Raw genomic sequence first — 13,317 nt, 5'->3', positions numbered from 1 at the left:
GCGAAATGCGTCCACCCGGTTGCTAACGGCCTATGTAGAGGCGCGCCAGCCCTTCCCATAGGCGTTGTGGGACGAAATGGCTATGTCTACACGCGAGGGCAATCTGTGGAAGCGTTTCTTTAGCATCGCCAAGCCATACTGGCTGTCACGGGAAAAGTGGAAGGCTTGGGCGTTGCTGGCGATGCTGGTGTGCCTGTTGTTTGGCCAGACGTGGACCAATGTGCTTTTCAACCGGCAAACGGGGGAGTTTGCCTCCGCGCTCGCTGCCAAGGACGCCGACCGGTTCTGGGACGCCATCAAGGTCTTCGTCTACGTCCTGATTGCCGCCGTGCCTGTCTATGCCTTTTACTACTACACCCGGCACAAGCTGTTCATCCAGTGGCGAGCGTGGATGACGCACCACTATCTGGACAAGTATTTCGGCGGCTGCGCCTTCTATACGCTGAATGCAAATACGGCCATCGATAACCCGGATCAGCGTATATCAGAGGACATCAGCACCTTCACGCAGCAGTCGCTGTACTTTCTGCTCTTGATGCTGGGCGCGGTGCTGCAGCTGATCGGGTTCAGCAAGGTACTGTGGTCGATATCGCGCGAGTTGGTGGCGTTCCTGGTGCTCTATGCCATCTGTGGCACGGTGGTCTCGGTGCTCTGCTTCGGCAAGGTGCTGATCGGGCTGAACTTCTACCAGCTCAAGTGCGAGGCCGACTTCCGCTTCAGCCTGATCCGTGTGCGCGAGCATGCCGAATCGATTACTTTCCATCGCGGCGAGCAGCACGAATCCGATCATGTGCGCAGCCGGTTTCAGCATGTGTTCGCCAATTTCAACAAGCTGATCCGCTGGGAGCTGAATCTCTACCTGTTCCAGTATGCCTATGCGTTCCTGACCCTGATGCTGCCCAGCGTTATCGTCGCTCATCGCGTACTGGATGGCGAACTCGAAGTTGGCAGTGCGATCCAGGCCGCCGGTGCCTTCGCGGCCGTGCTGGCGGCACTGACGGTCATCGTCGATAACTTCGAGAGCCTGAGCCGGTTCCTCGCGGGGGTGGACCGGCTGACCACTTTCGCCTCTTCGCTGGCCTCCACGCGCATCGTTCGCCGCAAACCTGGCAGCCACATCGAGCATCGTCGGGGCAACACGCTGTCGCTGGAGCACCTGACGCTGCATACGCCCGACTACCAGCGCACCTTGCTCAATGACCTCACCGTAACGGTGGCGCCAGGCAGGAACCTGCTCATCGTGGGGCCCAGCGGCGGTGGCAAGAGTTCGATATTGCGCGCCATTAGCGGCCTGTGGAATTGCGGCAGCGGCCGAATCGTGCGCCCTGAGGCGGACCAGATGGTGATCGTGCCGCAGCGTCCCTACATGGCGGTCGGCAACCTTCGCTGTCAGTTGCTCTATCCCGCCTGCGCGGGGCGGCACATACCGGACGTCGAGCTTCTGAAGCTGCTCGATATGGTCAACCTGCCCGACATGGTGCAACGGTTCGGCGGGCTCGATGCGGAACTGGATTGGGGCAAGGTCCTGTCGCTCGGCGAGCAGCAACGCCTGGCATTCGCCCGGCTGCTGCTGGCGCGTCCCCGCTATGCCTTGCTTGACGAAGCGACCAGCGCGCTGGACATCGGCAATGAGACCCGCCTCTACAGCCAGCTGGTCGCCGGCCCCACCACGATCGTCAGCGTCAGTCACCGCCCCACCCTGCTGCCGTATCACAACGAGGTGCTGGAGTTGTGCGGCAATGGCGACTGGCAGCTTTACCCCACGCACGATTACCGGTTCGCCCGGTAGCCAGGTGCCGGCGTCCTGCATGACTGGCGATCCACACCCGACAACCGGACGTTCTTCGTGAGGCAAATGGCTCCGCGTATGGCGAGTCTCGGCAGCTTTACAAAACAGGAAGTTCTGTCTTGGTCGGGATTGCTTTTTTGGAGGTGCGTGTGGCCGGGACGTGTCGCGGTCAGGGCCGGCATGCCGTTTGCTGACCTTACCCCAGTGAGTTGGACGGCAGGCATGGGGAGACGCATCGGAAATGAGAATTGCACAAATCGCCCCCCTGCACGAATGTTGCCCTCCCAAGCAGTACGGTGGCACCGAGCGAGTCGTCGCCTACCTCACCGATGAACTTGTCCGTCAGGGTCACGACGTCACCCTGTTCGCCTGTGGCGATTCCTCGACACCCGCCCGCCTGGTCAGTTGTGTTGACCAGGCCCTTCGATCCAACCCCGCCGTCAGGGACCCGTTGCCGTATCACATCATGATGCTCGACGAGGTGTGCCGGCGGGCAGATGAATTCGACGTGCTGCACTTCCACACCGAGATGCTGCATTTCCCGCTCATTCGGCGCATATCCCAGCGCACCGTCACCACGCTTCACGGCCGGCTAGATCTGCCTGACCTGAAGCCGTTCTACGAGACGTTCTCCGATGTGCCGCTAGTGTCCATCTCGCTGGCCCAGCGCCTGCCCATGCCGCCGGTCTCTTGGGCCGGGAATGTCTATCATGGGTTACCGGAAGGCTTGCTGGCATTTCATTCCATAGCACGCGGAAGCTACCTTGCTTTCCTGGGCCGGATTTCCCCGGAAAAACGCCCGGACCGCGCCATCGAGATTGCAGTACGCTCGGGCATGGCGCTCAAGATCGCCGCAAAGGTTGACGCGGTTGACCGCGCTTATTGGGACACCACGATCGCACCGTTGATCAGGCGCCACCGGAACGTCGAATACCTGGGCGAGATTGGGGAACGCGAGAAAGCCCGGTTTCTGGGTGACGCCAGCGCATTGCTGTTTCCCATCGATTGGCCGGAGCCTTTCGGCTTGGCCATGATCGAATCCATGGCATGCGGCACGCCGGTCATCGCGTTCCGTTGCGGTTCGGTGCCGGAAGTGGTGGAGGATGGCGTGACGGGCTTCATCGTCGATTCCATGGATGCAGCGGTGGATGCTGTCCGCCACATCGGCGATATCGATCGCGCTGGTGTCCGCCGCAGGTTCGTCCGGCGATTCAGCGCGACGCGCATGGCGCACGATTACATTGCGCTCTATAACGGCACCAGATACGCCTCGGAACCTGCCAGGCAGGTGGCGTTCCCGGCCTCACCTGCAATCGCTGGCCTGGCGGCCTGATCTTGGAGGGCGAACGATGCTAGATACTCCGGAAGACGCCGGCAATCAGACTCCTGACGCCGCCCCTGCCGCACCGATCATCGTCGCGGCCTCACGCTCTCTGCGGGAAGGCCACACGCGTACGCTCAAGCATGGCGACATCTTTGCGGTATTCGACCAGCGCGGCGATGCCGTTTCGGGCGGAGGCGGATCGGACGGCCTGTACTACCGGGACACCCGTCACCTCTCCCACTTCCACCTTACCTTTGGCGGCTGGTGTCCGATACTGCTCAGTTCCGTGCTGCGCGACGACAATGCCGCACTCACCTGCGATCTGACGAATCCTGATCTCTTCGATGCCGATGGACGGCTCGCGATGGCGCACGATCTGATCCATTTGCGTCGATCAAGATTCCTGTGGGACGGCACATGTTATGAACGTCTGGCCCTGAGAAACTATGACGAACGACCCCGGCGGATTGCGATCGAATTGGCCTTTGCCGCGGACTTCGCCGACCTGTTCGAGGTGCGAGGCGCCCGCCGCGTCAGGCGAGGCAAGATGCAGGCAACGGAAATGTGCACGAATGGGGCAACGCTGGCCTACACCGGTCTGGACGGATACGAGCGCACCACACACCTTCGCTTCGACCCGCCTCCCACGCGCCTGAGCGAGAACGAGGCCGTGTTCGATCTGGAGTTGCCCCCGCTGAAAACCCAGTTGCTGTATATCGAAATCTGCTGCGACAGCACCCGGCAGGACGACAGTTCGCCGCGTCGGGCGTTTCCGACGGCATTGCGCGCCGCGCGTCGTTCCCTGCAGACGCTATCCAGCCGTGCGGCACGCATCGTCACATCGAATGACATATTCAACGAGGCGACGGGCCGCAGCATTTCCGACCTCTATATGCTGAGCACCCGCACGTCATACGGCCCGTATCCGTATGCCGGCATTCCCTGGTTCAGCACCTTCTTCGGCCGCGACGCACTGATCACGGCACTGGAAACACTCTGGCTGGACCCCGCCATTTCTCGCGGTGTGCTGTGCTATCTGGCCGCAAACCAAGCCACAACCCTGGACCCGGCGGCCGATGCGGAGCCCGGGAAGATCCTGCATGAAAGCCGCCAGGGCGAAATGGCCAATCTCGGTGAAGTGCCGTTCCGGCGCTACTACGGCAGTATCGATTCCACGCCGCTGTTCGTCATGCTGGCCGGTGCCTATATGGACCGCACCCACGATCAGGCAACGATAAGGGAGCTTTGGCCGCATATTGAAGCGGCGCTTCAGTGGATCGAAGACTACGGCGACCGGGACGGCGACGGCTTTGTGGAGTACGGCCGGTATTCGTCCGATGGGCTGCTGAATCAAGGGTGGAAGGACAGCCGCGATTCGATCTTTCACAAAGACGGCACGCTCGCACAAGGGCCCATTGCCCTTGTGGAAGTCCAGGCGTATGTCTATGGGGCGTGGAAGGCCGCCGCCGGCATCGCGCGCCGCCTGGGGCATGGCGAGCGCGCCGCGGCGCTGGAGGCGAAAGCACACGATCTGCGCGCGAGATTCGACCAGGCGTTCTTCGATCCCGAACTGGGCACCTACGCACTGGCGCTCGATGGTGACAAGCAGCCTTGCCGCGTGCAGAGCTCCAACGCGGGCCACGCGCTATACACCGGCATTGCCTTGCCGGAACGCGCCGAGACCGTTGCGGCCGCACTGATGGGAAGCGCGTCGTTCTCCGGCTGGGGTGTGCGCACCGTCGCCGCGACAGAGACGCGCTACAACCCCATGAGCTACCACAATGGATCGGTATGGCCCCACGACAACGCTATCGTCGCCGCCGGGTTCGCGCGCTACGGCATACATGACGCGGCCCTGGGCATCTTCGACGGTCTATTTTCGGCCGCGACGCATATTGACCTGCGCCGGTTGCCCGAGCTCTTTTGTGGTTTCGCGCGTCGGCGCAATCGCGGGCCGACCCTATATCCGGTGGCATGCAGTCCACAAGCCTGGGCCGCCGCGACGCCGCTGTCGTTGTTGCAGTCCTGCCTGGGACTCGATTTCGACCTGGCCGCCGGCGAGATCAAGTTTCGTCATCCGCGTCTTCCCGATTTCATGGACGAAGTGGCGCTGTATGGACTGACGCTTGGCAGCGAATCGGCAGATGTTCTGCTCAAGCGTGCCGCCCGAAGCGTCATGGTCAGTGTCCTGGGCCGGCGCGGAAATGTGGTCGTCACCACCACAAACTGATGGTTGGCCGACATCGGGGCCAGACTTGCCTTACCACGCATACTTGATCCCTACCCGTACCGCATACTGGTAAAAGCTCTGTGCACCCCACGCACCTGACACGTTGGTCCAGCCCGTCCAGCGTTTGCCCAGATCGGCATTGAGGCCGAGCTTGACCTCGTAGCGATTCGACGGGTACATGCTGCCCAATGGCAAGTCGTTGAACGATATGCTGCTGGTCACACTGGTATGCCACCAGTTCAGCGTCAGATATGGTTGAAGCTTGCGGTCGTCCGGGCGCAGGAACGTGCGATGCAGGCGGGCGCCGAGGCGTGTGATCCAGCCGTGGGAGTTGGCGCCCGTCACGCGCGTGCCGCCGGGCTCGGTGATGTCCGATTCGCTATAGCCGACATAGACGACCTGGCCTTGCGGCTCGATCACCCAGTCGTTGCGCAACGGCATGGCGTAGCCCGTTTCGCCGGAGACCGCCCAGCCCTGGGCGTTGTACCGCACCGATGGCAATTGCTGGCCATCGACGTGGTTGGTGAACCAGCCGTACTGGAACCACGTGTCGACATAGGCGCCAAGCTTGTGTTCGTCGTTCTGGTACCAGGTGCCGTAGCCGCCCACGCCCCACCCTTCGACGGTTCCCTTGGCGCTGAACGGATTGCCCTGGGCCGTCGCGTTGGTGTTGGCATAGCCGTAGCTGCCCATCAGCCCGACGTGAGCGCGGTCGGCGCCACTGAAGACCTGCCATTTTGCAAGCTCGGCGCCCCCGTGCATCAGGAAGGAGTTGGTGCTGGCCTTGAAGATGCCATTGGCGCTTTTGCTGCCCTGCCAGTTACCCACCACCCGCAGCCATCCAGCACGCGGCTTGTCCTGGCCGGGATCGAAGCCCTGCCCTTCCACATACTGCGGCTCACCGAGCCGATCGTGCAGGCTATGGACGAACATCTGGCCTGCAAGGTGCTGATTGGCCAGATAGGCTGAAACTTCCGGCCGGTAAAGCGGCGTCGGCGGGCCAGGCGGCGCGGGCGGGTCCGGTGGCGTGGGCGGATTGGGCGATGTCTGCTCCGAACGCAGATACCACGCATCGGCACTCGACCCGTCGGCCGCGCCACGGAACAGGCGGTATTCGTAGGCGCCAGCCACGGCACGGCCGTCCAGCGCGAAGGCGGTCGCGGCGGTGGTGCCCCCGTTCACGGCGTCCACCACCTGTATGCCATTGGCGGTGGTCACAGCGCCAGCGCCACCCGCGTTGGCAATCCGCAGGCCAGTGGTGCCTGCCGCGGTGCCGCCGTTGATCACGATCCTGTCGCTGGCGGCGCCATCGCCAGCCAGCACCGTATTCAGTCCAATGGTGCCGTTGCCGCTCAGCGCCCCCTGGATGGTCAGCGTCTTGAACGCGCCGCCAGCGGGCGGCTGAAACTGCACCAGCGCGCCGCTTGCCATGCCAAGGTTGGTGAGCTGGGAATTTGCGGTCATGTTCCAGCGGCTGGTGCCGTCGATGGTCACGCTGACTGGATCGATCTTGCCGGTCAGCACCGCGCTGTTCTGCAGGTTGGCCGTGACGACGCTCGCGGCGTCGGCGGTGATGTCGCCGGTCAGGCTGGTGCCATCCATGACGAAGCTGACCCGGCTGCCGCTCGTGCCCGATCTCAGCGCGTTCAGCAACAGGCCGCTGCCGGTGCTGGCCTGCACGCCTCCGGACAGCGTGATACTGGCCGACGTCCCCTCGACACGAAACAGGTCGCCGCCTGCGCGAATGCTGCCGCCCTGGACGGTCACGACATTGGAAGCCGGCGCCGCGGGCGGCTCCGCCGTCACGGCCGTCGTCGCACCGTCGGGCACTTCCGGCGGCAGCGCGGCAATCAGTCCCGATTGCGCCACGATGCTGACACCGTGCTGCGCCGCCGTGAGCGCGGTATTTGTGAGTCCGACCGTGCTGTTTCCCACGACCAGCGCCCCGACGCCCGCATTGCTCGCCAGGCTGGCCCCCGTGACGCTGACAGTCGAAGCCCGCGCGGCGATGGCAGCGGCATCGGCGCCGCGCGTGGTGACGCTGCCGCCGTTCAGGGACACCACACCGCCCTCACGGGCCAGCAGGCCGTGCGCCTGGACGCCAGCGGTATCGATCGTGCCTGTGATGCCCAGGGTCAGGGTCGACGGCTTGCCGTTCAACAACCCGCCCGCGTCGGCGCCGTACGCGCGGTCACCCTGGGTCGATATCTTCAGCGTGCCATTGACATTGACGGCCGCGCCAAGGCCCGCGTGGATGCCAATGGCGTCGGCGCCCGTCGTGGCGATATCCATGTCGCGCAGCGTGACGCCGGCGCCGGTCAGCACCTGGACGGCCGTCGAGCCTGCGCCGGCCGTGGTGATCCTGACACCGCTGGCGGTCAGCACGTCGCCGGTAGGGCCACCGGCACTCAATCTGTCTGCATACAGGCCGAACGAGTTGGCGCCATTCACCGCCACCGTGCCGCCGGTCAGGTTCACCGTTGAACTCAGCGATGAAGCACCGCGCAGCTGGTCGCCGGTGACAGCAATGTTCGTGTCCTGCGTGGTAATCGTCGCGCCGCCTTGCGCCAGCACGGCCATCGCGGGATCGGAGCCGCTGACGCGGTTCAGTGTCACGCTGCCCCCATTCACCGCGATGCGGCCGGCATTGTTGCCGACTACGGCCGACGAGGCCGTGCTGATCACCGCGACGTCGTTGAGCGTGATCGATGAACCGGTTGCGCGCGCCAACACCGTATAGGAAAGCGCGCCTGGAAAGCTAGATCCCAGCAATCCACCAGATAGCGTAGCAATTCCGCCAGTGTCCGCGGCAATCGCCGATGCGCTCGATGTATTGGTTGTCGCGGTCAGATTCGTGCCGGTCAGGCGTCCCGTCCCCGTCACGTAGATCGCGGAACTGTCACGGCCCGAACTGGTGGCGCTGGCGTATGTGGTGTTGTTCGCCGTGACCGGCGTAACGCCATTGACGATGAGCTGAGCCGCCGCCGCAGTTCCCGGTAGACCCAGCGATATTGCATCGCCGGCCATCGCTGCGAAAAGCAGGCTCCGCCGCATTGCGCGGCGACGGGAATCACGCAGGATTTTCATTTTGGTTTCTGTCCAGAATTCCATCACTCGCCGCACGGATATTGGGGCTTCGTGGAGAATAAGATTGGCAGATCACCAGGTGAAGTGAATCGTTTTTAAACGTCAGATAAACATCTTCTTGTCACTTACGCACATCCATTCCCAACTGCAGATATTTTCGCTATCCACCCGCGACACGGGAATATCAAACAGATTCTGATTATTCAGAATATTCGGTTTCGTGATGCACGGATATTTCGCGCACCGCTACCTTCGCGCGCGAGCCCGCTCCACAACCTCGAATACCCCCATGCCGGCCAGCATGGCCGCGACAAAACCGACGGCCTTGGGATACCCCGCACCCAGCGCAACCAGTGCCGGGCCCGGACAAAATCCTGCCAGCCCCCAGCCGATACCAAAGCACGCACTGCCCAGCACCAGCCGCGCCGTGACGCCGGTATTCGCCGGCCACTGCAGCGGCAACCCCAGAAACGTTCGTCCGCGGCGCCGGGCGACAAATACGCCGAGCAAGGTCAGCGCGATGGCGCCGATCATGACGAACGCCAGTGAAGGGTCCCAGGAACCAGCCAGATCGAGAAAGCCAAGCACCTTGGCCGGATTGGCCATGCCGGACACGATCAGCCCGATGCCGAATACCAGGCCGGCCAGCAGCGCAAACAGGAATGGCATGCTCAGGCTCCCAAAATGTGCCGCTGCACGAAGACTGTCAGAAATCCGGCCGCCATAAAGGTCAAAGTCGCCACGATGGACCGGACCGAGCCGCGAGACATTCCGCAAACGCCATGTCCGCTGGTGCACCCACTGGCGTAGCGCGTGCCCAGTCCGACCAGAAAGCCGGCCACCATAATTTCGGGCCAGCCTGCATCGATACGGGACATTGCCGGCAGACCAAATGCCGCCGCCATAACCGGTGCGCCAATCAGCCCCATGAGAAAAGCGACGCGCCACGCCATGTCTTTGCGCGGCAATCCGAGCAAGCCGCCCAATATCCCGCTGATGCCGGCGATGCGGCCGTTAAAAAGCAGCAGGACCGTGGCGGCGATACCAATCATGACGCCGCCCGCAAGCGAAGCCCACGGGGTGAAGCTGGAGACGTCGACCAGCATTATCGTAGTTCCTCCAAGAAAGCCGTGATCATGCCATGCGCCTTGTCCGGAACCCAAACGCCGTCAAAAGCGCATCGTCGCCGTGCGCAAATGGTGGAGCAGCGCCACGCTATGCTGCCCGTAAAACCACAGATCATCGGAAACAAGAAAGGCGATCAGCCATGAGGCCGCGACGACAAACAGGTCGCAGCGCCCGCTTTTCCACCAGTTCAGCGAATGGCGCCCGGCGATCCACGGCACGCCCAGCGGATTTGGCCAGTCGGCCAGCAGGTGCATGACACCGCCGCATGCGAAGCCAAATGCCGGCGCAGCCAGCGCATGTGTGCCCAGCGCGTGCCAGGACCACACCAGAAGACCGACCCATGCGACGCCCCAGTGCGTCCAGGACCGGTGGGTAATCCAAAGGCGCCGCGACCTTGACCACCAGGCCACTTCCAGCCAGTCGGGCGCGGTGCTGCCGCACAACGCGGCCACGAAACCGAGCACGCCCGCCCAATACCACCCGTCCCCGCCGTGCCTGGCAATGACGGCAACGGCGATAACGGCCGCCGCCCATCCGGTGGCGTGATGTGCCTTGTTGGAAGCCATGGTGAAGCGATGCGTTGTCGGCGGCGGTGGTCAGGGGGCCGCAATCTTGGCAGATGTCCACGGGAAACGCCAGCGATGCAGGCAAGGCGCGCCCTGATTGTCTTGACGAGCGGGCAACCCCGGCCCGGCGATCATAGGACCTTGGTCCAATGGAACACGCGGCTTGATCGGACTACCGTGAGCAGACCTTACCCTGGAGCCCAAGCATGAAGCCCATCGTCATTCTGACCAGCGCCATCCTTGCCCTGTCCGCCTTGCCCGCCATGGCGCAATCGGCAAGCGGGGCCAAAGCCCAGCCACCCAGCGACGAGATTGTCCATATGCGGCAGGAAATCGCCGCCGCACGCAAGACATACGACACCAAGGTCGCCGAGGCGAAGAAGGTCTACAACGAGGCAAAGGCTGCGGCAGCCAAGGAACGTGATACGGCGATTGCCGCCGCGCGCGCCACGGCGAATCAGAAGAAGTCGTAGCCACATCCATGGCGGCGCGCCCGATTTCCGGACGGCGCGCCCCACACCGCGCAGGGCATCGTCCTTGACGCCATGCCCATCCGCGACGATCTGAGCCGAAGCCCTGTGTAGGTTCGGCCGGACCCGCCAGCGACGTCCCCGCCCTCCTTCGCGCCAACGTGTCGATGCGCCGAGGTACCGCCAGCCGGTACAATCGCCCGGCGGCCATCGCAGCACACGCTCCCCACCCAACAAGATCCATCGCCTGCCCGGCTGGCAACGCGGCCCGCATCGTGCCGCCGCGCCAGTACTCCCATGAAAACAACCCGCATCGATTCCACCACGCTGTTCCTGCTGACGTTTCCGCCACTGGCCTGGGCCGGGAATGCGATTGTCGGGCGACTGGCAGCGGGCAGCGTGCCGCCGATCACGCTGAATCTTGTGCGCTGGCTTATCGCGGGCCTGCTGCTGGCGCCCTACGCGTGGCCAGGCGTGGTTGCCCATCGGGCGGCGCTGTGGCGGCACACGGGCATGCTGGTCGCCATGGGCGTACTGTCGATCGCCAGCTACAACGCGTTCCAGTACCTGGCGCTGACCACCTCCACGCCAATCAACGTCACGCTGATCGGCGCATCGACGCCGCTCTTCCTGCTGATTATCGGGGCCTGCTTCTTCCGGGAACGACTGCGGACGTGGCACGTGGCAGGCGCCCTGCTGTGCCTGGTGGGCGTGTCGTTCGTATTGATGCGTGGCGAGCCGGCCCGGCTGGCCCAGATGGCATTCGTCGCGGGCGATCTGTTCATGCTGGCTGCAACGATTGCCTGGAGCGTCTATACCTGGCTGCTGCGCAAACATCGACCGGATCTGCCGCTGCAGGTGTTGCTGTTCGCGCAGATCGTAGCCGGCGTGATCGCGAGCATCCCGTTGGCCGCGTGGGAGGTCGGCACCCTGAGCCAGCCGTTGCAATGGAGCAGCAAGGTCGGCTGGATCCTGCTCTATGTGGGCACCGTGCCGTCGTTGCTGGCGTACTTTGCGTGGGATCGCGCCATTGCGCGCGCCGGTGCCCAGCTGCCGGTGTTCTTCATCACGCTGACACCGCTGTTTGCCGCCGTGCTGTCGACCGTGCTGCTGGGCGATTCCCCGCATTGGTATCACGCCGCCGGCCTGGTCTGCATTGGCGCCGGCATCTGGCTGGCCCAGCGCCGCTAGGCCACGCGGCCAAGGAAGCCCGGCCAGAAGGCCGGGCCAAAAGCGGGTCAAGCCCGGCGCCAGATCGCTTTACCGCACCGATCTGAACGCCGCCCGCAGTTCCTCCGCAAACAGCTGCGGCTGTTCCCACGCCGCGAAATGACCACCCTTGGCCACCGCGTGGTAGTAGTACAGCGACGGGTATGCCTGCTTGCTCCAGCTTTCCGGCGCCTGGTAGATCTCGTGCGGGAACACGCTGATGGCCACCGGCACCTTGATATCGCGCGTCTTCTGCGTCTCGGCGCTGAAGTTGTTGTTGTTGTTCTCCCAGTAGAAGCGCGACGACGATGCGCCGGTATTGGTCAGCCAGTAGAGCGTGATGTCGTTCAGGATGGCATCGCGCGACAGCACGCGCTCGGGCACGCCGCCACTGTCGCTCCATTCGGTGATCTTCTCGTACGTGAACGACGCCAGGCCCACAGGGGAGTCCGACAGCGAATAGCCGATGGTTTGCGGACGCGTCACCATCATCGCGCCATAGGCGGCATTGCGGCCGAAGAAGCGGCTCAGGGACTGGTAGGCCTTGCGCTCCGGATCGGTCAGCTCGGAGGGCCCCGCCTCGCCGGCCAGGATCGACTTCATCAGCGGGCCCGGCACCGTGGCGGGCATGTTCAGGTGGATGGCCTTGAGTCCCGGCGGCGCCTGGCGGGCGAGCGCGTCGGAAATGACCGATCCATGGTCACCGCCTTGCGACACGTAGTGCGTATAGCCCAGCCGCTTCATCAGGGTGTCCCAGGCACGCGCCGTGCGATCCGGGCCCCAGCCCAGTTCAGCAGGCCGCGCGGAGAACCCGTAGCCGGGAATCGACGGAATGATCACGTCGAACGCATCTTCGGCGCGGCCACCATACGCGGTGGGGTCGGTCAGCGGCCCGATGGTCTTTGTGAACTCGAACACCGAGCCCGGCCAGCCGTGCGTCAGGATCAGCGGCAGCGCGTTCGGATGGCGCGACTTCACGTGGATGAAATGGATGTCCAGCCCATCGATCTTCGTCACGAACTGTGGCAGCGCATTGAGCTGCGCCTCGGCCTTGCGCCAGTCGTACTGGGTGCCCCAATACTTGACCAGTTCCTGCACACGGGCGGTCTGGATGCCCTGGGAATCGTCGCTGACGGTTTCCTTGTCTGGCCAGCGCGTGGCCGCGATGCGGCGGCGCAGGTCGTCCAGCTGGGCCTGCGGCACGTGTACGTGGAAAGGGCGGATGCTTTCGTCGGCGTTGGCCTGGGTGGCGGCGGCCTTCGCCTTGGGGGCAGCGTCCGCGGCGCTGGCGGGCTGCAGGTATCCGGCGAAAGCGATGGCCGCCAGTGTGGCCGCGGCGGCAACGGTCCGGCGAGCCGTCGGGAAATCTTGGGTCAGAGCATGCGACATCAATGGTTCTCCTGGTTGGCGCCGCCTGTTTCCTGACGGCAGGAAACCGTAGCGGGCGTGAATGAACCATCGCAGTCTAGAAACGGAATGCTCGCGTTAAATGTCGATCCATGCACCTTTTTGGA

Annotated in this window: 10 protein-coding genes; 5 read left to right on the top strand and 5 right to left on the bottom strand. The window is 63.8% G+C overall.

Features of this window, described 5'->3' with window-relative positions; translation table 11 throughout:
- Positions 1 to 76 precede the first annotated feature (76 nt).
- The 3 genes from AC3G88_RS20210 (at position 77) to AC3G88_RS20200 (ending at position 5,343) form a co-directional block, all read left to right on the top strand.
- Positions 77 to 1,789 carry an ABC transporter ATP-binding protein/permease gene (locus AC3G88_RS20210; protein WP_488773331.1) on the top strand — a complete coding sequence of 571 codons (1,713 nt, stop codon included), beginning with the start codon at positions 77 to 79 and terminating at the stop codon, positions 1,787 to 1,789.
- A gap of 241 nt (positions 1,790 to 2,030) precedes the next feature.
- A complete protein-coding gene (locus AC3G88_RS20205) occupies positions 2,031 to 3,122 on the top strand; it encodes a glycosyltransferase family 4 protein (protein WP_488773219.1) in 1,092 nt (363 codons plus the stop codon).
- A 16-nt stretch (positions 3,123 to 3,138) separates the two neighbouring features.
- Positions 3,139 to 5,343, top strand: a complete 2,205-nt coding sequence (locus AC3G88_RS20200) for an amylo-alpha-1,6-glucosidase (protein ID WP_488773220.1) — start codon at positions 3,139 to 3,141, stop codon at positions 5,341 to 5,343.
- A 30-nt stretch (positions 5,344 to 5,373) separates the two neighbouring features.
- Here the strand turns inward: AC3G88_RS20200 and AC3G88_RS20195 are convergent, their stop codons facing one another.
- From AC3G88_RS20195 to AC3G88_RS20180, 4 genes are all read right to left on the bottom strand, one after another.
- Positions 5,374 to 8,073 carry an autotransporter family protein gene (locus AC3G88_RS20195; RefSeq protein WP_488893803.1) on the bottom strand — a complete coding sequence of 900 codons (2,700 nt, stop codon included), beginning with the start codon at positions 8,071 to 8,073 and terminating at the stop codon, positions 5,374 to 5,376.
- Positions 8,074 to 8,676: 603 nt separating this feature from the next.
- Positions 8,677 to 9,099: a DUF6691 family protein gene (locus AC3G88_RS20190; protein ID WP_488773222.1), complete on the bottom strand. Its 423-nt coding sequence runs from the start codon at positions 9,097 to 9,099 to the stop codon at positions 8,677 to 8,679.
- Positions 9,100 to 9,101: 2 nt separating this feature from the next.
- Positions 9,102 to 9,536: a YeeE/YedE family protein gene (locus tag AC3G88_RS20185; protein ID WP_488773223.1), complete on the bottom strand. Its 435-nt coding sequence runs from the start codon at positions 9,534 to 9,536 to the stop codon at positions 9,102 to 9,104.
- A gap of 63 nt (positions 9,537 to 9,599) precedes the next feature.
- Positions 9,600 to 10,124: a metal-dependent hydrolase gene (locus AC3G88_RS20180; protein WP_488773224.1), complete on the bottom strand. Its 525-nt coding sequence runs from the start codon at positions 10,122 to 10,124 to the stop codon at positions 9,600 to 9,602.
- Positions 10,125 to 10,330: 206 nt separating this feature from the next.
- On the opposite strand from AC3G88_RS20180, the gene AC3G88_RS20175 reads away from it, so the two are divergent.
- Together AC3G88_RS20175 and AC3G88_RS20170 are read left to right on the top strand one after the other, a co-directional pair.
- Positions 10,331 to 10,597, top strand: coding sequence for a hypothetical protein (locus tag AC3G88_RS20175; protein WP_487522076.1), 267 nt, complete (start codon positions 10,331 to 10,333; stop codon positions 10,595 to 10,597).
- A gap of 294 nt (positions 10,598 to 10,891) precedes the next feature.
- A complete protein-coding gene (locus tag AC3G88_RS20170; protein ID WP_488773225.1) occupies positions 10,892 to 11,785 on the top strand; it encodes a DMT family transporter in 894 nt (297 codons plus the stop codon).
- A gap of 69 nt (positions 11,786 to 11,854) precedes the next feature.
- On the opposite strand, the gene AC3G88_RS20165 is transcribed toward AC3G88_RS20170, so the two are convergent.
- On the bottom strand, positions 11,855 to 13,192 hold the full coding sequence (locus AC3G88_RS20165) for an epoxide hydrolase family protein (protein WP_488773226.1): 1,338 nt from the start codon (positions 13,190 to 13,192) through the stop codon (positions 11,855 to 11,857).
- Positions 13,193 to 13,317: the final 125 nt, after the last annotated feature.

This window comes from Cupriavidus sp. 86D6 (assembly GCF_057815095.1).
Note: the sequence above shows the minus strand (reverse complement) of the source record. Positions and strands in the feature narration are given on the sequence as shown.

Coding starts and splice junctions, on each gene's coding strand:
- AC3G88_RS20175 (WP_487522076.1), top strand. CDS start 10,331: ATGAAGCCCATCGTCATTCTGACCAGCGCCATCCTTGCCCTGTCCGCC.
- AC3G88_RS20185 (WP_488773223.1), bottom strand. CDS start 9,536: ATGCTGGTCGACGTCTCCAGCTTCACCCCGTGGGCTTCGCTTGCGGGC.
- AC3G88_RS20165 (WP_488773226.1), bottom strand. CDS start 13,192: ATGTCGCATGCTCTGACCCAAGATTTCCCGACGGCTCGCCGGACCGTT.
- AC3G88_RS20210 (WP_488773331.1), top strand. CDS start 77: ATGGCTATGTCTACACGCGAGGGCAATCTGTGGAAGCGTTTCTTTAGC.
- AC3G88_RS20200 (WP_488773220.1), top strand. CDS start 3,139: ATGCTAGATACTCCGGAAGACGCCGGCAATCAGACTCCTGACGCCGCC.
- AC3G88_RS20205 (WP_488773219.1), top strand. CDS start 2,031: ATGAGAATTGCACAAATCGCCCCCCTGCACGAATGTTGCCCTCCCAAG.
- AC3G88_RS20190 (WP_488773222.1), bottom strand. CDS start 9,099: ATGCCATTCCTGTTTGCGCTGCTGGCCGGCCTGGTATTCGGCATCGGG.
- AC3G88_RS20170 (WP_488773225.1), top strand. CDS start 10,892: ATGAAAACAACCCGCATCGATTCCACCACGCTGTTCCTGCTGACGTTT.
- AC3G88_RS20180 (WP_488773224.1), bottom strand. CDS start 10,124: ATGGCTTCCAACAAGGCACATCACGCCACCGGATGGGCGGCGGCCGTT.